The sequence below is a fragment of the Amycolatopsis sp. NPDC003676 genome, assembly GCF_053587275.1.
Genome location: NZ_JBSFNS010000085.1, coordinates 19,217 through 35,995, shown reverse-complemented (window position 1 = coordinate 35,995; position 16,779 = coordinate 19,217). Strand labels below are relative to the sequence as shown.

Genomic DNA, 16,779 nt, shown 5'->3' with positions numbered 1-16,779 from the left:
GGTGCTTGTCAAGGCATCTTTCCCGCCTTGACAAGCACCTCCGCGCCGTAGTCACAATCAAGCTTCGGGGTGTGCCCCGCAACCACCACCCCCGAAGGGGGCGTCAGCCCCCAACAACAAGAACCTCACCGATCCGACCGCAACGAAGCCGGATCAAAGTCCTCCCACTCATCGTCCACAGTGGACCCAACCGAAGCAGCCGGAGCAGGAGCAGGAAACCGCCTCTCCCCCAACCTCTCCCCCCGCAACCGCTGAAACTCCTCCACCGTCATCCCAGGATCATCATCCGCAGAACGAGCCGGAGCAGCCCGCCCGGACAACGCCTCAACAAGCAACCCAGCCTCCTCCCCCAGAAACAACCCCACCCGGTTGTAGCAATCCTGCTCGGCCTCAGCCATAGCCACCCGCACAACCTCGAGCACCAAAGCCGAAACCCGCGAAGGCTCTCCGTCCGCCAATGCAGGCGCAATCCACAACCGCTTCAACGCCCCCAACGCATCCACAGTCACCTCAACCGACCCATCCAAAGCATGAGCCGACCCCCGCGCCTCAGCCATCAACGAGGCGACCTGCCCCAGAGCAGCCTCGCGAGACCGAGCCAGCTCGATAAGCTCCCGGGTCTTCACAACACCACCGGCTCTTCGTCATAGAAATCCGGATCATCCTCAGCCAACGCCGCGTACCCCAGCGAAGCCACCGCTTCCGCACCCAAAACCGGCGCGAGAACCTGATGCATCCGATCCCCAGCCCGCCGTTCAGCCCGCCTCGACAGCTCCATAATCTGCGCAGCGACAGACCCACTGCGCAAAGCAGCCCGAGTCAACGTCAACCCAGTCAGCAACCCACCCGGCGCGACCTCGACCGAAACCCCGCCGGCAGCGGCCTTTCCCACCACCGGCCCAGCCCGCTCGAACCGAGCAGCAGCCGCCTCCCCGGTCCGGGAAGCCTCCTCCATCACCCGCGCCACCGCGCGATCCATGTCGAATTCAGCCACCACTCACCCCGTCGGCCGGTAAAACCCGATGAACTGCTGCCCGGCATTGGTCGTCCGGATCTTGCTGATCTGCACCGGATCCCCGGCCTCGACCATCTGCCCGTCGCCGATCACCATCGCGACGTGCCCGGACCACACCACCAAATCCCCCGGCAGCAACTGATCCATCGACGGCACCTCGGCCCCGACGGTCTGCTGCTTAGCCGTCCGCGGCAACTGCAGCCCGGCGTCCTGATAGGACGTCATGGTCAATCCGCTGCAGTCGAGCCCCTGCCCGCGCGCAGTCCCGCCCCACACGTACGGCACGCCCAGCTGAGACAACGCTGCCCGAACCGCTTTGGCCGCGGTCTCGTTCGGGGCCATCACGGTTTTGCCGCCCGGCAGGTTGATCCCGACCCCGCTGCCGGGCTGCGGCGGAACAGCCACCGGCAAGCGCGGCTTCCCGGCGAACCCGCCGCCGCCTCCACCACCGCCGGAATCCCCACCGCCACCGCCGTGGCTCACGTGCGCACCGTTGCTGTTGAACGCCTGCGGCACCGAGGTCGTAGCGCTGCTCGCGGAAGTCGAATCCGACCCGCCGAGCCGCTGCCCCAGCCCGGTCAGCTTCCCGAGCGTTTCCTCGGTGAACGTCGCCGCCTGACCGGTCAACTGCCCGATCTTCGTCTGCAGCTGCAACAGAATCTGCCGCGCCGCGGCTGCCCGGCTTTCCGGCGGCTGGATGCCGTTGACCGCCGCCAGCGCCTTCATCGAAGACGCGATTTCCCGCAGAATCTGGTCCCGCACCTGATCATTGCGGATCTCGCCGACATGCAGCGTCTCCGCCGCCTCCGCGACCGCGCGCTCGATTTCCGCGCTCTCGTCGAGAAGGTCCTGGACTTCCTTCTCCAGATCCTTCGACGTCGCGACCGCCCGCTCCGAGGTCGCGCCGGAACTGGCGTGCGCCAGATTCACCCGCTGAGCGCCCGCGTGCTGATTCGCCTGGCCGACGGACGTCTGCAGCGCGACATGCCCGTCGCGCGCGCCGTGGATCGCCGACGGATCGTGCTTCAGCTTCGCGGCGAACTGGTTAGTGGTGTCCAGTCCATTGCGGACCAGATGATCGACCGGAGCGTTCACGAGAATCTGCGCAATGCGTCGCCGTGTTCCTGCTCCACCGCGGCGTAATTGCCCTGCGTGCGCCGAGCGGCCTCGCCGACGTCGTGCCAGCCGCCGCCGAGCGCGTGCATCCGTTCCTGCAACGCGCGCATCCGCGCCCCGTACGCGCCGGCGAATCCGGATTCGTCTCCGATCGCGGAAAACCCGTCGCCAGACAGCGTCACGTGCGGACCGAGATGTGCTTTCGCCGCCGCACGCACCTCGTCGCCGAGTGGGTCGACCTGCTTCGCGTAGTTCTCGTACGCGCCGTCGTCGACATGAAAACCGGACACAACCCGCCCCTCCCCTGAGCCCTGCGGCCCAGGTTAGCGGACGGGTTGTGCCCGGACAGGCGATTTGACCGGATCAGGTCAGCCGTTGAGGATCTTCGTCAGCCAGTCGCCCTGGGCCGGAACGGCCTTGCCGTTGACCGCGACCGTGGGCGTGCCGAAGCCGACCTGGCCGTTGCCGAAGTCCTGCTGGAGGTTCTGGTCGGCCTGGACCTGCTGGAACGCCGCCTGCAGCTGCTGGTCGTAGGCGCCGGTGTTGACCGTCTCGGCGAACTTCGGGTCGCTGATCCCGAGGTCCTGGCCGAGCTTGATCAGCTGGGCCTTGTCGTACCCGCGACCGCCTTCCTGCGGCTGGTTCTTGAACAGCGCGTCGTGGAACGCGGTGAACTTCTGCTGGTCGGCGGCGGCGAGCGCGGCGTTGGCCGAGTCGAGCGAGTAGCCCGGCGGGTCCGAGTTCTTGTTGAGCAGGATCACCATGTGGTAGCGCACGGTGAGCTGGCCGTCGTTGATCGCCTTCTCCATCCGCGGCCCGTAGTCCTGCTGCAGCTTGGCGCAGTACGGGCACAGGAAGTCGGCGTACAGGTCGATGGTCTTCGGCGCGCCCGGTTTGCCGACCGACACCACGGCCCCGTCGCGCTTCTCGACCACACCCGGCCCGAGCGCCGAGGTCGTGCCCGGCTGGATCGCGCTGTCCTGTGTGGCGTTCTTGCTCGAGTTGATCCACAGCACGCCGCCGATCACGAGCGCGGCGACCACCACGACGGCCACCACGATCGCGATGATCTTGTTCCGGTCGCTGTTCGAGCCCCGCGCCTGGGCGACCGACCTCGCGGCCGCCGCCTGCTGACGGCTTTTCCGCGCGTTGCGCGCAGCTCCACCCACTGTTCCTAATTCCCTTCCGCGATGCTCTTGGGGTAGTCGTCCGAAGACTCGTCTGAGTTCCCGGCGTTCCTGCCCTTGCCCCAGCCAAGCCAGCCGTCGACCGAAAGCCAGGTGCGCGGCCGTGCCAGCAGCCACACCGCGAGCAAGGCGAAGCCGGTGTCGCGCAGGATCTCCTGCGGGTACTCGGTCTGCCCGGCGTCCACGCGCCCGCCGCCGCCGAAGCAACCGCAGTCGATGCTCAGCCCGCGCGCCCACGACTGCGCGATGCCCGCGACGAGCACGGCGAGCAGCAGCAGCGAGGCTCCCGCGACCCAGCGCGTGGCCAAGCCGGCCAGAAGCAGCAGCCCGAGCACCAGCTCCAGCAGCGGCAGCCCAGTGGCGACCGGGCGCACGAGCGCATGCGGGAGCACGTCGTAGGCCTGCACGGCGATGTACGTCTGCCCCGGATCGGCGATCTTCAGGCCGCCGGACACGAGCCACACGGCAGCCAGCCCGAGACGGGCGAGCGTCCCGATGGTGTCGAGTACAGGTTGGGGCAGTCGGCGCACGCGCTTAGGCTAGCCGTCTGACCTGAGAACTATGTGAGCAGCCGAGCGGCGAAGCGGAGGCACCGATGCGGTTTCGCGCAGTGCTCGCCGCCGTGTTTCTGCTGGTCAGCTGCGTCTCGTGCGGATCGTCGACGGTATCGAAGGACGATCCGCTTCCCACCCGGGCGCGTGACGGCAACCACCTGACCATTGGCATCCGGTTCGACGCGCCCGGCCTTTCGCAACGAACTGTCGACGGAAGGCTCGCCGGTTTCGACGTCGATGTCGCTACTTTCGTCGCGCGCGAACTGGGCGTCGAACCGGACCGCATCACCTGGCACGAGACCACCCCGGCGCGCCGCGAGACCGACCTGACCTCGGGCGCGGTCGACCTGGTCGTGGCCACCTATTCGATCACCGACAAGCGGAAACAGCAGGTCAGCTTCGCCGGGCCGTACTTCAGCACCGGCCAGGACCTGCTGGTGCGGCTGACTTCGCCGGACATCACCGGCCCGGAAAGCCTCAACGGCAAGCGGCTCTGCTCGGTCACCGGGTCGACGCCGGCGCAGATGGTGAAGGACAAGTTCGCGCAGCGAGTGCAGCTGGTCGAGTACCCGCGGTATCCGGACTGTGTCACCGCGCTGCTGGCCAACCAGGTCGACGCGGTCACCACGGACGCGGTGATCCTCGCCGGGTACGCCGCGCAGAACCCGGAGCTGCTGAAGGTGGTCGGCCGCCCGTTTTCCACTGAGCGGTACGGCGTCGGCCTGCGCAAGGGCGATACCGAGGGCCAGCACGCGGTGGACGACGCGATCCGGAAGATGGTGTCGAGCGGGGCCTGGCGGAAGTCGCTGGAGACGAACATCGGGCCGTCGAACTATCCGTTGCCGAATCCACCGGAGATCACCGAGCAGTGACCGACCTAGCCTCGCTGCCGGACCTGCCCGTCCGCGCGGTGCTGCCGTCCGTGCTGAGCACGCTCGACGACCGTGGTGCCGCGGTGCTCGTGGCCCCGCCCGGCACCGGCAAGACCACGCTCGTGCCGCTCGCGCTGAACCGCGGCGAAGGTCGCGTCGTGGTCGCCGAACCGCGCCGGCTCGCTGCTCGGGCCGCGGCTGGGCGAATGGCGGCGTTGCTGGGCGAACCGGTGGGCGAGACGGTCGGGTATGCCGTGCGCGGCGATCGGAAGGTCTCGACGCGCACGCGGATCGAGGTGGTCACGTCCGGGCTGTTGGTGCGGCGGGTGCAGCACGATCCCGAGCTGGCCGGGGTGTCGACGGTTCTGCTGGACGAATGCCACGAACGTCATCTCGACGCCGATCTGCTGCTTGCGCTGCTTCTCGACGTCCGCGCCGGGCTGCGCGACGACCTCCGGCTGCTCGCGACCTCGGCGACGGTCGCGTCCGGACGGCTGGCCGAGCTGCTCGGCGATGCTCCGGTGATCACCGCACACGCCCGCACGTACCCGGTCGAGCTGAGCTATCGCGCTCCGACGCGCGGGGAACGGCCGGAAGCCGCGGTGGCGTCGGCGGTCCGGCAAGCACTGTCCGAAGGGGACGGTGATGTGCTCGCGTTCCTTCCTGGCGCAGGCGAAATCGCGCGTACGTCGTCGTTGCTGAGCTCGCTGGACGCCGATGTACTGCCACTCCACGGACGGCTTTCCGCTGCCCGGCAAGACGAAGCTCTGCGGCCGCGAGACCGTCGCCGGGTCGTTCTCGCGACCGCCGTCGCTGAGTCAAGCCTGACCGTTCCCGGCGTCCGCGCGGTCGTGGATTCCGGTCTCGCACGCGTCCCCCGAGTCGATCATCGACGCGGTCTCGCCGGGCTCGCCACCGTGCGGGTTTCGGCTGCGGTGGCGGAACAACGCGCTGGTCGTGCGGGTCGCGAAGCTCCTGGTCGCGCGTATCGCTGCTGGCCAGAGCACGAGCAAGCGACGCTCCCCGCGTATCCGGAGCCGGAAATCCGTACTGCCGAGCTGGCGCGGTTCGCGTTGGAACTCGCCTGCTGGTCCACTCCGGACGGAACCGGGCTCGCCTGGTGGGACCCGCCCGGCGAAGGCGCGCTCGCCGCCGCGCGCAGCCTGCTCGTCACGCTCGGCGCGACCACGTCCGACGGTGCTGTCACGCCCCGCGGACAGAAGATGGCCGACCTTGGTTTACATCCTCGCTTGGCGCGCGCGTTGCTGGACGGCGCGGAGGCCGTCGGAGCCCGCGCTGCCGCGGAAGTAGTTGCCTTGCTCGACTCCGGAGCGACGCTAACCGATGTCGAAGCCGAACTGCGCCGCCTCCGTTCCGCGCACGACGACGCGGCTCGCCGCTGGCAGCGGGACGCGAAACGGTTGGCAGGCTTGGTCAATTCGCCAGCGAAAGCCTCCCCGGACGCCGCGTTGGTTGTCGCCCTCGCGCATCCGGAACGCCTGGCGCGGCGACGCAGTGGTTCGGCACCGGTGTACCTGATGGCCAGCGGCACCGCCGCCGAACTGCCCAGCGGCAGCGGTCTGGGCGACGCCGAATGGCTTGCCGTCGCCGAAGCCACCCGCGACCCGGGCCGCGTGCACGGCACCATCCGGCTTGCCGCGACCGCCGACGAAGCCTTGGCGACCCAAGCCGCGCCGACCCTGGTGTCCGAAGTGGACGAAGTGCATTGGGACGGCGATGTCGTCGCTCGCCACGTCCGCCGCCTGGGGGCGATCGTGCTGTCCGAAAAGCCTTTGCGGAACCCAGATCCTCAGCTAGTCCACGACGCAGTGCTCGCCGGGCTCCGCGCCGAAGGTCTCGGGTTGCTGCGCTGGAGCCAAGACGGCACCCGCCTCCGCGAGCGGCTGGCCTTCCTGCACCGCGCACTGGGCGAGCCGTGGCCGGCAGTAGATGACGAAGCCCTGCTGTCCAATGTAGATACCTGGCTCGACCTCTCGCGAGTCCGCCGTCGAGCCGATCTCGCGAACATCGACGCCGGATCCGCCCTGCGCGGCCTGCTCCCCTGGCCCGAAGCGGCGCGGCTCGACGAACTCGCCCCGGATCGGCTCGAAGTCCCGTCCGGCTCGCACTATCGCGTGGACTATCGCGGCGACCAGCCGGTGCTCGCGGTCAAACTGCAGGAGACCTTCGGCTGGACCGAAACGCCGTCGCTAGCCGACGGCCGCGTGCCGGTAGTGCTGCACCTGCTGTCCCCCGCCGGTCGTCCGGCAGCGGTCACCGCGGATCTCGAATCCTTCTGGCGCACCGGTTACGCCGCCGTCCGCGCCGACCTCCGCGGCCGCTACCCGAAACACCCGTGGCCGGAAGACCCGGCGACCGCCCAACCGACCCGGCACACCACCCGCAGGTCTCGCTGACCCCCTGCCGAAAGTCGGGGTCGGTCCAGGACGGTCGGCCGATGTCCGAGTACCCCGCGCGGGCGCAGACTTCGCCCTATGATCACGTTTCGCGGATTGACGAAGCGCTACGGCCAGAAAACGGTGGTCAACGGCCTCACCTCGGTCATCGAGACGGGCACGGTGACCGGGTTCCTCGGCCCGAACGGCGCGGGCAAGTCCACCACTATGCGGATGACCGTCGGCCTCGACCGGCCGGAGTCCGGCGACGCGCTGATCCGCGGGAAACCGTATGCAGAACTGCGGTTTCCGCTGCGCGAGGTCGGCGCACTGCTGGATGCGAAGGCCATGCATCCTGGACGCAGTGCGGGCAAACATCTGCTCGCGATGGCGCGCAGCAACGGAATCCCCGCAAGCCGCGTAGAAGAAGTGCTCGCGACGGTCGGACTGAGCGACGTCGCGGGCAAGCGCGCCGGGACGTTCTCGCTCGGCATGAGCCAGCGGCTCGGCATCGCCGGCGCCCTGCTCGGCGACCCAGGCGTGCTGATGTTCGACGAGCCGGTCAACGGCCTCGACCCGGACGGGGTCCGCTGGGTCCGGCAGCTGATGCGTTCGCTCGCTTCCGAGGGTCGCACGGTGTTCGTGTCCAGCCATCTGATGAGCGAGATGCAACTGACCGCGGACCGGCTGCTGGTCATCGGCAAGGGTTCGATCCTCGCCGACGCGGCGATCGGCGACTTCATCGCGGGCAACTCGAGCCGATCGGTCGCGGTGCGAGTGCCGGATCCGGCCGAGCGCGCGAAACTCGCGGACTGGCTCCGGGGGAACGGCCGGACGGTGGTGCCCGGGGAGGACAGCGAACTGCTCATCGACGACGCGAGCGTGGCCGAGATCGGGGATCTGGCTTACGAACTGGGCGTCCGGCTGCACGGGCTCGCCGAGCGGACCGCTTCGCTCGAGCAGGCGTATATGGAACTGACTGCCGGATCGGTGGAATACGGGGTTACGGCATGACGAAGCTGGCGATTTCGGCGGAGTGGACGAAGTTCTGGTCGGTTCGGGCGACGTGGCTGTCGCTGATCGGCGGCGTGGTGCTGATGGCGTTCTTCTCCGTCGTCTCGGGGATTTCCCAGCACGCCGGGGACGATCGGCAGCAGACCGCGCACGGCATTGTCAACTCCGGGGCGATCTACCTGGTCGAGTTCTGCGTGCTCGCGGTCGCGACGTTGTTCGTGACCAGCGAGTACACCAGCGGGTCGATTCGCTCGACGCTGCAATGGGTTCCGGTGCGAGCTCGGGTCACCGCGGCCAAGGCGGCCGTGCTGGTGCCGGTGCTTTTCGTTTACGGCGTAGTCGTTGCCGTTCTTGGCATGGGGGTCGCCTCGGTGCTGATGCGTGGGGCTGGAGGTTCCACGTCGCTGTCGCAGGGAGCGATCACCGCGCTGGGCATGGGAGCGTATTTCGCGCTGCTCGGCGTGCTGTGCCTGGGGATTTCGTTCGTGCTGCGCAGCGCGGCGGGCACGTTGGTGGTGGTGATCGTGCTGCTGCTGCCGTTGCCGATGCTGATGTCGTCGTACGTGCTTCCCGGCGCGATGGACTACTTCCCCGCCTTCGCGGGGATCAACGCGATGGTGCCGCCCGGCGACGTGAACCCGATGTTCGGCAGCTTGCCGCCGTACGGGCCCTGGGTCGGCGTGCTGGTCTGCCTCGCCTGGGCGGTCGCCGGAATCGGTGCCGGGACCGCGCTGCTGAACCGTCGCGACGCCTGATTCAGGCCTGCGGCAATCCCAATCCGGCGAGTACGGCACGGGCTCCCTTCACCAGATCGGCTTCGGCCGGCGGGTTGACGGAGCCCGTGCCTGCTAGTGCGTCGAAGATCGATCCGTCGAGCCACCCGATGAGCACGCGAGTGTGGTCCTCCGGCGTCGGAGAACCGGCCGCGGCAAGCACTTCCGCACATCGACGGCGCAATTCCAGGCCGCCAGCGTCATAGCGAGCCCGCAACTCCGGCCGTCGAACCGATTCCAGCGCGAATTCGTAGCGCGCGAGCATTCTGGTGCGGCCCACGGTGATCGACCGGTACACCATCGCGCCCAGGAACTCGGCGAGCTTGCCCTCCGGCGGCGCGACTTCAGCCTGGTCCAACGCGACCATCCGGTCCGCGGCCAGTTCCAGCAGCGCGACGCGCGTGCGCGCGTAGTACGACGTCGAGCCAGCGGGCAGCCCGGCCGCCCGGTCGACGGCGCGGTGAGTCAGCCCGCGCATGCCCTCGGCCGCGATCACCTCGACGGCTGCGTCGCCGATCACAGCTATCCGTTCCACTCCCACGACACTACAGGTGTAGAGTCCTCTACAGACGTAGAGGAGGTCGGACATGGCTTCGCGACGCGCGGTCGTGGTCGGGGGCGGCATCGGCGGACTGGCTGCGGCGATCGGATTGCGCCGCGTCGGGTGGGAGGTCACGGTGCTCGAACGGGCACCAGAACTCACCGCCATCGGCGCGGGAATCTCGCTGTGGCCCAACGCGCAGCGGGCGTTGTCCGAGTTGGGCGTCGAGCCCCGGATCTCAGCTCAGCGCGGCGGCGGGCTGGTCGACTGGCGCGGGCGTCGGCTGGCGCGATGGGATGCCGACCTCTTCGTGCGCAGCCACGGGTTGCCGCTCGGTGCGATCCACCGGGCGAATCTGATCGAAACGCTGCGGTCAGCGTTGCCAGACTCGTGCTTGAAGACCGGGATCGAAGTTACGAGTGTCGAGCAAAACGGCGTGGTGCACCATGATTCCGGCTCGATCGAGGCCGACCTGGTCGTGGCCGCCGACGGGATCAACAGCCCGATCCGGCAGGCGCTTTTCCCGGCCGCGCGCGTGGAGTACAGCGGTGGCGCGGCGTTCCGCGGTATCGCCAAGCTGCCGCTGAAGCCCACGCTGAGCACGACGTGGGCGGCCGGGATCGAAATCGGCGTCCTGCCGTTGCTGGACGACGAGGTGTACTGGTGGGTCTCGGAAGCCCGCCCGGCCGGGATCCGTCACGAAGACATCCGCGCTTACCTGAACTCGAAGTACGGTCGCTGGCACGAACCGATCCCGCAGCTCATTGACGCCACTCCGGAAATCCTGCTGCACGACACGCATCACCTGGCGACCCCGCTGCCCAGTTATGTCCGCGGCCGCATCGCGCTCCTCGGCGACGCGGCGCACGCCATGCCGCCGTTCCTCGGACAAGGCGGTTGCCAGGCGCTGGAGGACGCGGTGGTGCTGGCTTCCCACGCGCAGGAGTCCACAGTGGACGAAGCACTCCGCCGTTACGACGCTGAACGTCGCCCGCGCACGCAGAAGGTCGCGAAGGCGTCAATCCAGGCCGGTGCCAGTGGACCTCTCCTCAGCAACCCGGCAGCGGTGGCGCTTCGGGCGACATTCACCCGGCTGCTGCCAGCCTCGGTCACCACTCGGATCGGTGCCAGCATCAGCCGCTGGCAACCACCGAGGCTTACACCAGCCCCGCTTCAAAAGCCGTGATCGCGGCCTGCACCCGGTTGCGCACGTCCAACCGGGTCAGGATCGTGCTCACGTGCGCCTTCACCGTGCCCTCCACCACGAACATCCGCGCCGCGATGTCCGCATTGGACAGTCCTTCGGCGAGCAGCACCAGCACTTCCCGTTCCCGGTTCGTTAGCACGTTCACCCGCTCGCGCGCGGTCGCGGCCCGGCTGAACCGGCTGCCGGACAAGCGCGTGATCACCCGGTGCGCGACCTTCGGCGACAGGAAAGCCGCGCCGTCGGCCACCGCGTGCACCCCGGCCAGCAGTTCGCGCGGATCGCCCGCCTTGAGCAGGAATCCGCTCGCGCCGAGGCCGAGCGCGCGTTCGATGTACTCGTCCTCGCCGAACGTCGTCAGCATGAGAACGCCGGTGTCCGGCAGCAGTTTGCGGATCTCCTCGGCCGCGGCGAGCCCGTCGAGGCCGGGCATGCGGATGTCGAGCAGCGCGACGTCCGGCCGGTTCGCGCGCGCCAGTTCGATCGCCGACCGTCCGTCCGCGGCCTCGGCCACGACCTCGATTTCCTTGTCCGAGGCCAGAATCGCGGCCACGCCGGCGCGGATCATCGCTTCGTCGTCGGCCAGCAGTACGCGGATCACGGTTCGTCCTCACTGTAAAGGTCTTTGCTCGCCACCAGACCGTCCACAAAGCACAGCCGGTAGACGGCGTGGTTGAAGTTGAGCCAGCTCCGGCCGGCTCCGTAGTACTCGCAGGTGCTTCGATAAGGCTGCGGCGGCACATTGATCGCCGGAAGCGTCGTGCGCTGGCGCGAGGGCAGCATCGGCTCGACCGCCGAATGCGGCATGCCGAGCTGGATCCGCTCGTACGAGTCCGGCGGCAGCTCCGACGACGACCACTGGGCCAGGAACGCCACCCCGGCGCCGCCGATGACCACGCCGAACAGCCCCAGCGGCACCACGATCGCCTGCACCAGGCTCGACCGGACGGCGCGGCGGGCGCGTTCCAGCTCGCGCGCGGCCTGCCCGATTCCGTCGTCCTGCTCCGGCGCGGGCGCGGCGTCGTGCGGCAACCGCGCCGCCACCTCGAATCCGCCGTCCGCCGGTCCCGCGGTCAGGCTCCCGCCGACCAGTCGCACCCGCTCGTGCAGGCCGATCAACCCCCGCTTCCCGGACCGGACGGGCAACGGCCCGGCGGGCGGCGGCGCGTTCCGGACCCGGACGTCGGTCGCCTCGTTCGTGCTGGTCACGTCGATCGAAACGGCCGCACCAGGCGCGTACTTCGCCGCGTTCGTGAGCGCTTCCTGCACGACGCGGTAGACCGCCCGCGCGACCATCGGCGGCGCGTTGTCGAGACTGCCGAGCCGCGCGCCGATCTCGATCCCCGACGCCCGCGCGCGGTCGATCAGTTCCCCCAGATCGCCCTGCACCGGCTCGACCGGCGCGGCGTCCTCGCGCAGCACCCCGATGATCTCGCGCAGCCGTTCCGTCGCCGTCGCCGCGCCCGCCCGGAGCTGTCCGGCGGCTTCGCGTTGCTTGTCGCCGAGTTCGCTGTCGACCTCCAGCGCCGCCGCGCGCACCGCGATCAGACTCAGCTCGTGGCCGAGCGAATCGTGCATGTCGCTGGCGATCCTGGCTCGTTCCCGCAACCGCGCTTCCTGCGCGACGAGCCGGTGCCTGCTCTCCATCTCCTCGGCGCGCCGCCATCCGTCCTGCGCGAGTTCGCGCCGCAGCCGCACGTGCCGGCCGAGCAGACACGGCGCGACCCCGGCGAACGCGAGCGTGCCGAGCACCGCGCCCCACGCGTCGAAGCTCGACGTGGGCAGGAGAGCGAGCGGAATCCCGGCCACCGCGATGGCGAAAAAGCTGATCATCGCCACCCGCGCCCTGGCGAGCCGCAGGCCGGCCAGGTACGAGATCACGACGATCAGGAAGAACTCCCACACCGCGACCCGGCCGCCCCAGCCGAACGCGATGACGATCGCCGTCGCCATCGCCACCACCAGCGCCACCGCCGGGTACACCCGGGCAGTCGCCATCGCCACGGTGACCGACGTCAGGCCGTAGGCGAGCTCCCAGGCGTTCGGGCTGTTCGGCGCGTCGAGCAGGACGAACCCGCACAGCGCGGCCCAGAGCAGCACGTCGAACGCCACGCGCCAGCGGAACCGCGTCGCCTCCTTCATTCCGCTGACGCTACAAGGGCCGCCCGATTCGTCACCACTGCCGAAAGTCAAGGTCGGGATCGTGAGGCATGATGGGTCACCATGGCTGAACGCACCCTGGCCGAGCAGCTCGGCGCTCCGCTGCCGGACGGCATCGAAACCCTGTCTGAGCAGCACAAACAGGATCTGGCGACGGCGTTGCGCGACGCCCGGCACCGGCAGGCGCAGGCGCTCGCCCGCGCGGGTGAGGAGAGCCTGAAGTACGTGCCCGCCCTGCTGCGCGGCGCGGTGCGGAAAGCGGTCGGCCTGTGAACCCGGAAATCCTCAAGCTCGCCCGGGTGCTCGACGTCGACCCGGCCCGGCTCGACTACCTCGCCGACGTCGACCAGGGCGAGGTGCGGCTGCTGCGCGAACAGATGACGACCACGCTGTTCGACGCGAACCTCGTCGTGCTGGAGCGGATGGCGCTGGCGAGCAAACTGCTCCCGGCGGCGGTGACCGCGAAGATCGCGGAGAAGGTGTTCGGCCCGCTGCTGTGCGCGCGGATCGCCGGGCTGGTGGACGTGTCGCGCGGCGTTGACGTCGCGAAGCGGCTGTCGCCGAAGTTCCTCGCCTCGGTCGCGGCGGAACTGGACCCGCGGCGTGCGACGTCGATCATCACGCGGATCCCGGTGCCGACGGTCGTGGCGGTCGCCGAGGAACTGACCCGCCGCGAGGACTGGATCACGCTGGGCCGATTCGTCGGCCACCTGCCGGACGACACAGTCCGCCGCTGCGTCGGTCTGCTGGACGACGCAGGTCTCCTGCAGACCGCGTACGTGCTGGACGACCGGAGCCGGATCGACCACGTCCTCGCCCTGCTCGGCAACGACCGGCTCCCCGGATTGGTCCGGACCGCCGCAGCGGACGAGACGCTGTGGGCACCCGCGCTGGACGTCCTGGCCCACCTAAACGAAACTCGCCGGGCAACGGTACGACCGCTGCTCGACGAGCTTCCGGAAGAACTGCGAACCCGCGCTGAGGCGGCGCTCGCCTAGGCCACGATCAGATAGATCCCGTACCCGATCACCGCGGCGCAGATCGCGAAACACACCACCGCGCCGGTCAGCTGAACCGTGCCGCTGCCGCCGTGCGCCCGTGCCGTCACGCGTTCGGACAGCCCGCGCACGCCGTACGCGAACAGTCCGGTCAGCACGACCACCGCGGCCAAAGCCACCACGAAAACGATGCCGAGGGCACCCCAGTTGATCGCCATGTCGTGCTCCCTCAGGCCGCGACCGGGGCAGCCTCGGCGGCCTCCGGCTCGTTGTTGACAGTGGCCGGCGTGACCGGGTTGCGCCGCGACGCGAGCCAGATGCCCAGCGCGAGCAGCACTCCGACGCCGCCGACGAGGACGGTGCCCCAGCTGCCGCGCGTGGAAACCGCGGCGGCGATGGCCCCGACGATCGCGGCGGCGGGCAGCGTGAGGGCCCAGGCGATCACCATTTTGCCCGCGACGCCCCAGCGGACCTCGGCGAGTTTCCGGCCGAGCCCGGAACCGATGATGCCGCCGGAAGTGACGTGCGTGGTCGACAGCGCGAAGCCGAGGTGCGACGACGCCAGAATGACCGCCGCGGAACTCGTTTCGGCGGCGAACCCTTGCGGCGTCTGGATTTCGGTGAGCTTCTTGCCCATCGTCTGGATGATCCGCCAGCCGCCGAAGTAGGTGCCGAGCGCGATCGCCGCGCCAGAGGAGAGGATCACCCACACCGGCGGGTTGGATCCCGGCGCGAGCGAACCGCCCGCGATCAGGGCGAGCGTGATGACGCCCATCGTCTTCTGCGCGTCGTTGGTGCCGTGGGCGAGCGAAACCAGGCTGGCCGAAAGCACCTGGCCGGTCTTGAAACCCTTGCCGACGACGTCTTGCCGCGACTTGGCCGTGATCCGGTAGACGAGGAACGTGCCGACGATCGCGACCACACCCGCCACCACCGGCGACGCGATCGCCGGGATGAGCACCTTTTCGACGACCTTCGCGAAGTGCACGGCGTCCGCGCCGGACGCGATCCAGGTCGCCCCGATCAGGCCGCCGAACAACGCGTGCGACGAACTCGAGGGCAGGCCGACCAGCCACGTCACGAGATTCCAGACGATGGCCCCGACCAATCCGGCGAAAATCACCACCGGCGTGACCTTGGTGTCGTCGACGATCCCGCCGGAAATGGTTTTCGCGACCTCAATCGAAAGAAAAGCGCCGACGAGATTCAATACCGCCGAGATCGCGACCGCGACCCGGGGCTTCAGCGCGCCGGTCGCGATGGAAGTGGCCATGGCGTTGGCCGTGTCGTGGAACCCGTTGGTGAAGTCGAAGGCCAGCGCCGCGACGATCACCACCAGGACGATGAGAGAAAAGTCCATGCCCGCTCTCCAGTTCGGAGTGTCCTGCGGGAATGACGGTACCGACGCGGGCGGTGTCTCCAGATCCCTCAGCGAGTGGCCAGTAGTTGAACTCTAAATGAACGAGATCTTGCCGCCGTCGCTGGTTTTCCGCTGTTCACCTGCTGGTCCTTTTTCATCGTTGCCCCGATGGTTCGCGACCGCGCGCAGGGCTGAGCGCGAGGGCAGGAACTCTGCCCCCGCGCTCTTCTCACGGCTCTTTACGAAACGGTCTTTAAGGATATTTCCGGCAACGGGTTCTGTCCCAGATGCTGTGCCCCATTGGCCGCGGACTCGCGCACCGCGGCGAATCCGTACCGGCGCATTTCCGTCTCGTATTCCCCGATCGCGTCGGCATGGCCGCTGCTCAACGCGGCGGCGAGGGCGGCACCGTCGCGCATCGCGGTGTTCGCCCCAGCCCCGGCGGCCGGGCTCATCGCGTGGATCGCGTCGCCGACCAGACTGACCCGCGACGGCTCCCACGGCCCGATCGGCACGCTGGTCCGGATCGAGACGAGGAATATCGTTTCCGGGACCCAGCTTTCGACGATCCGGCGCACCTTCGGATGCCAGCCGGAGACCCGGTCGAGCACGAGCTTGTGCATCTCGTCCCCGGACAGCGCGCGGAGTTCGTCGTCGGTCAGCCCGAAGATCTCTTGGCGGGCACCGAAAGCGCAGGTCATGTACGAGTTGTCGGGGCTGAGCCGCACACCGGGCGCGAGCCGCGCGCACGCGTCGGGGATCGGCTCCGGATAGTCGACCGGCGCGACTCCGATCATCGCCTTGCCCGGCCCGGAAATAATGTTGAACACCGAGAACATGGCCGGGTCGAAGAGCCCCCGGTTCGCCTCGGTGAGCGGGATCTTCCCGTACAGCTGGCGCAATCCGGTGTCGACGACTTGCGCGTGCGGAAGATATTGGCGGCGTACCGGCGAATTCACGCCGTCCGCGCCGACGAGAACCGCGCCGCGCGCCTGCGTCCCGTCGGCGAAGTGCGCGACCACGCCGTTCTCGTGCGTTTCGTACCGGACGAACTCTTTGCCGAAGTGGACGTTGCCGAGCCCCTCGAACAGAATCTCCCGGAGGGTGAACCGGTTGACGTTGCGCTGGACGTCGCCGTCGTCCAGCACGAACTCGGTGACCGGCTTCAGCTGGCTGTCGTAAATCGTGGTGACGTTGCGCGGCTGACCCGACGTGGCCCGGAACAGCTCGTGCAGGTGCGGCGGGAGCACATCGCGCAACGCCTGGTCGCCGCGGGAATCGATGTGCAGCCGATAGCCCTGGCGGCGCGCGTCCAGCGCGGAGTCTCGTTCGTAGACCTCGCACGGGATACCGGCTTTGCGCAGCCCTTGTGCGAGACACAGCCCGCCGAGTCCGGCTCCGATCACGAGCACCGTGTTGTCTGCGGCACCATTGCCAGCGCCGGTGCCGTCGGTGGCAGCGTTATTCGCCATCAGCGAAGTCCCTTCCGTACCAAATTCTGGTTCGAGAGGGACGCACTGGGCTGGCCCGCGCGGGGCACTTGGAAACAGAGCGAATGGATCGTCCAGCCTAACCCATACCGGACAATG

The 16,779-nt window shown here is 68.8% G+C and carries 19 protein-coding genes; 7 read left to right on the top strand and 12 right to left on the bottom strand.

Annotated features, from left to right (window positions below):
- Positions 1-125 precede the first annotated feature (125 nt).
- The 6 genes from ACWDNU_RS33765 to ACWDNU_RS33740 form a co-directional block, all read right to left on the bottom strand.
- Positions 126-626, bottom strand: a complete 501-nt coding sequence (locus tag ACWDNU_RS33765) for a YbaB/EbfC family nucleoid-associated protein (protein WP_449671848.1) — start codon at positions 624-626, stop codon at positions 126-128.
- Positions 623-997 (bottom strand): YbaB/EbfC family DNA-binding protein, encoded by a 375-nt coding sequence (locus tag ACWDNU_RS33760; protein WP_449671847.1) that lies wholly within the window; start codon positions 995-997, stop codon positions 623-625. The genes ACWDNU_RS33765 and ACWDNU_RS33760 overlap by 4 nt, the downstream gene beginning before the upstream one ends.
- Positions 998-2,110, bottom strand: a complete 1,113-nt coding sequence (locus ACWDNU_RS33755) for a C40 family peptidase (protein ID WP_449671846.1) — start codon at positions 2,108-2,110, stop codon at positions 998-1,000. It lies immediately after the preceding gene.
- A complete protein-coding gene (locus ACWDNU_RS33750; RefSeq protein WP_116205241.1) occupies positions 2,107-2,421 on the bottom strand; it encodes a hypothetical protein in 315 nt (104 codons plus the stop codon). The genes ACWDNU_RS33755 and ACWDNU_RS33750 overlap by 4 nt, the downstream gene beginning before the upstream one ends.
- 78 nt (positions 2,422-2,499) lie before the next feature.
- On the bottom strand, positions 2,500-3,300 hold the full coding sequence (locus tag ACWDNU_RS33745) for a DsbA family protein (protein ID WP_449671845.1): 801 nt from the start codon (positions 3,298-3,300) through the stop codon (positions 2,500-2,502).
- 5 nt (positions 3,301-3,305) lie between these two features.
- Positions 3,306-3,815 (bottom strand): MauE/DoxX family redox-associated membrane protein, encoded by a 510-nt coding sequence (locus tag ACWDNU_RS33740; protein ID WP_449671849.1) that lies wholly within the window; start codon positions 3,813-3,815, stop codon positions 3,306-3,308.
- Between the two features lie 98 nt (positions 3,816-3,913).
- On the opposite strand from ACWDNU_RS33740, the gene ACWDNU_RS33735 reads away from it, so the two are divergent.
- The 4 genes from ACWDNU_RS33735 to ACWDNU_RS33720 all read left to right on the top strand — a co-directional run bounded on the left by ACWDNU_RS33735 (position 3,914) and on the right by ACWDNU_RS33720 (position 8,909).
- Complete coding sequence (locus ACWDNU_RS33735) at positions 3,914-4,744, top strand: glutamate ABC transporter substrate-binding protein (RefSeq protein WP_370940051.1); 831 nt, start codon at positions 3,914-3,916, stop codon at positions 4,742-4,744.
- Positions 4,741-7,161, top strand: a complete 2,421-nt coding sequence (gene hrpB, locus ACWDNU_RS33730) for an ATP-dependent helicase HrpB (protein WP_449671844.1) — start codon at positions 4,741-4,743, stop codon at positions 7,159-7,161. Before ACWDNU_RS33735 ends, hrpB begins: the two co-directional genes overlap by 4 nt.
- 78 nt (positions 7,162-7,239) lie before the next feature.
- A complete protein-coding gene (locus ACWDNU_RS33725) occupies positions 7,240-8,154 on the top strand; it encodes an ATP-binding cassette domain-containing protein (protein ID WP_449671843.1) in 915 nt (304 codons plus the stop codon).
- On the top strand, positions 8,151-8,909 hold the full coding sequence (locus tag ACWDNU_RS33720) for an ABC transporter permease (protein ID WP_449671842.1): 759 nt from the start codon (positions 8,151-8,153) through the stop codon (positions 8,907-8,909). Before ACWDNU_RS33725 ends, ACWDNU_RS33720 begins: the two co-directional genes overlap by 4 nt.
- A 1-nt stretch (position 8,910) precedes the next feature.
- Here ACWDNU_RS33720 and ACWDNU_RS33715 read toward each other — a convergent pair whose 3' ends face one another.
- Positions 8,911-9,462: a TetR/AcrR family transcriptional regulator gene (locus ACWDNU_RS33715; protein WP_449671841.1), complete on the bottom strand. Its 552-nt coding sequence runs from the start codon at positions 9,460-9,462 to the stop codon at positions 8,911-8,913.
- A gap of 52 nt (positions 9,463-9,514) precedes the next feature.
- Here ACWDNU_RS33715 and ACWDNU_RS33710 point away from each other — a divergent pair, with 52 nt between their 5' ends.
- Positions 9,515-10,654 carry an FAD-dependent monooxygenase gene (locus ACWDNU_RS33710; protein ID WP_449671840.1) on the top strand — a complete coding sequence of 380 codons (1,140 nt, stop codon included), beginning with the start codon at positions 9,515-9,517 and terminating at the stop codon, positions 10,652-10,654.
- Here ACWDNU_RS33710 and ACWDNU_RS33705 read toward each other — a convergent pair.
- Both ACWDNU_RS33705 and ACWDNU_RS33700 read right to left on the bottom strand, forming a co-directional pair.
- The gene (locus ACWDNU_RS33705) at positions 10,626-11,273 is read right to left on the bottom strand and encodes a response regulator (RefSeq protein WP_449671839.1); all 648 of its coding nucleotides are present in this window, start codon (positions 11,271-11,273) and stop codon (positions 10,626-10,628) included. The two genes, ACWDNU_RS33710 and ACWDNU_RS33705, sit on opposite strands and share 29 nt — an antisense overlap.
- Positions 11,270-12,814, bottom strand: coding sequence for a sensor histidine kinase (locus ACWDNU_RS33700; RefSeq protein ID WP_370940057.1), 1,545 nt, complete (start codon positions 12,812-12,814; stop codon positions 11,270-11,272). Before ACWDNU_RS33700 ends, ACWDNU_RS33705 begins: the two co-directional genes overlap by 4 nt.
- Before the next feature lie 81 nt (positions 12,815-12,895).
- Here ACWDNU_RS33700 and ACWDNU_RS33695 point away from each other — a divergent pair, with 81 nt between their 5' ends.
- Both ACWDNU_RS33695 and ACWDNU_RS33690 read left to right on the top strand, forming a co-directional pair.
- A complete protein-coding gene (locus tag ACWDNU_RS33695) occupies positions 12,896-13,105 on the top strand; it encodes a hypothetical protein (protein WP_449671838.1) in 210 nt (69 codons plus the stop codon).
- The gene (locus ACWDNU_RS33690; RefSeq protein WP_449671837.1) at positions 13,102-13,830 is read left to right on the top strand and encodes a hypothetical protein; all 729 of its coding nucleotides are present in this window, start codon (positions 13,102-13,104) and stop codon (positions 13,828-13,830) included. The genes ACWDNU_RS33695 and ACWDNU_RS33690 overlap by 4 nt, the downstream gene beginning before the upstream one ends.
- Here the strand turns inward: ACWDNU_RS33690 and ACWDNU_RS33685 are convergent.
- The 3 genes from ACWDNU_RS33685 to ACWDNU_RS33675 all read right to left on the bottom strand — a co-directional run bounded on the left by ACWDNU_RS33685 (position 13,827) and on the right by ACWDNU_RS33675 (position 16,662).
- Positions 13,827-14,048: a hypothetical protein gene (locus tag ACWDNU_RS33685; protein ID WP_182895320.1), complete on the bottom strand. Its 222-nt coding sequence runs from the start codon at positions 14,046-14,048 to the stop codon at positions 13,827-13,829. The genes ACWDNU_RS33690 and ACWDNU_RS33685 overlap by 4 nt on opposite strands.
- Before the next feature lie 11 nt (positions 14,049-14,059).
- The gene (locus ACWDNU_RS33680; protein ID WP_449671836.1) at positions 14,060-15,190 is read right to left on the bottom strand and encodes an anion permease; all 1,131 of its coding nucleotides are present in this window, start codon (positions 15,188-15,190) and stop codon (positions 14,060-14,062) included.
- A gap of 239 nt (positions 15,191-15,429) precedes the next feature.
- A complete protein-coding gene (locus tag ACWDNU_RS33675; RefSeq protein ID WP_449671835.1) occupies positions 15,430-16,662 on the bottom strand; it encodes an FAD-dependent oxidoreductase in 1,233 nt (410 codons plus the stop codon).
- Between the last annotated feature and the right edge of the window lie 117 nt (positions 16,663-16,779).

What these genes read in the sequence shown, in the direction of transcription:
- ACWDNU_RS33735 (WP_370940051.1), top strand. Translation starts at nt 3,914, where the DNA reads ATGCGGTTTCGCGCAGTGCTCGCCGCCGTGTTTCTGCTGGTCAGCTGC.
- ACWDNU_RS33725 (WP_449671843.1), top strand. Translation starts at nt 7,240, where the DNA reads ATGATCACGTTTCGCGGATTGACGAAGCGCTACGGCCAGAAAACGGTG.
- ACWDNU_RS33720 (WP_449671842.1), top strand. Translation starts at nt 8,151, where the DNA reads ATGACGAAGCTGGCGATTTCGGCGGAGTGGACGAAGTTCTGGTCGGTT.
- ACWDNU_RS33710 (WP_449671840.1), top strand. Translation starts at nt 9,515, where the DNA reads ATGGCTTCGCGACGCGCGGTCGTGGTCGGGGGCGGCATCGGCGGACTG.
- ACWDNU_RS33700 (WP_370940057.1), bottom strand. Translation starts at nt 12,814, where the DNA reads ATGAAGGAGGCGACGCGGTTCCGCTGGCGCGTGGCGTTCGACGTGCTG.
- ACWDNU_RS33695 (WP_449671838.1), top strand. Translation starts at nt 12,896, where the DNA reads ATGGCTGAACGCACCCTGGCCGAGCAGCTCGGCGCTCCGCTGCCGGAC.
- ACWDNU_RS33685 (WP_182895320.1), bottom strand. Translation starts at nt 14,048, where the DNA reads ATGGCGATCAACTGGGGTGCCCTCGGCATCGTTTTCGTGGTGGCTTTG.
- ACWDNU_RS33680 (WP_449671836.1), bottom strand. Translation starts at nt 15,190, where the DNA reads ATGGACTTTTCTCTCATCGTCCTGGTGGTGATCGTCGCGGCGCTGGCC.
- ACWDNU_RS33675 (WP_449671835.1), bottom strand. Translation starts at nt 16,662, where the DNA reads ATGGCGAATAACGCTGCCACCGACGGCACCGGCGCTGGCAATGGTGCC.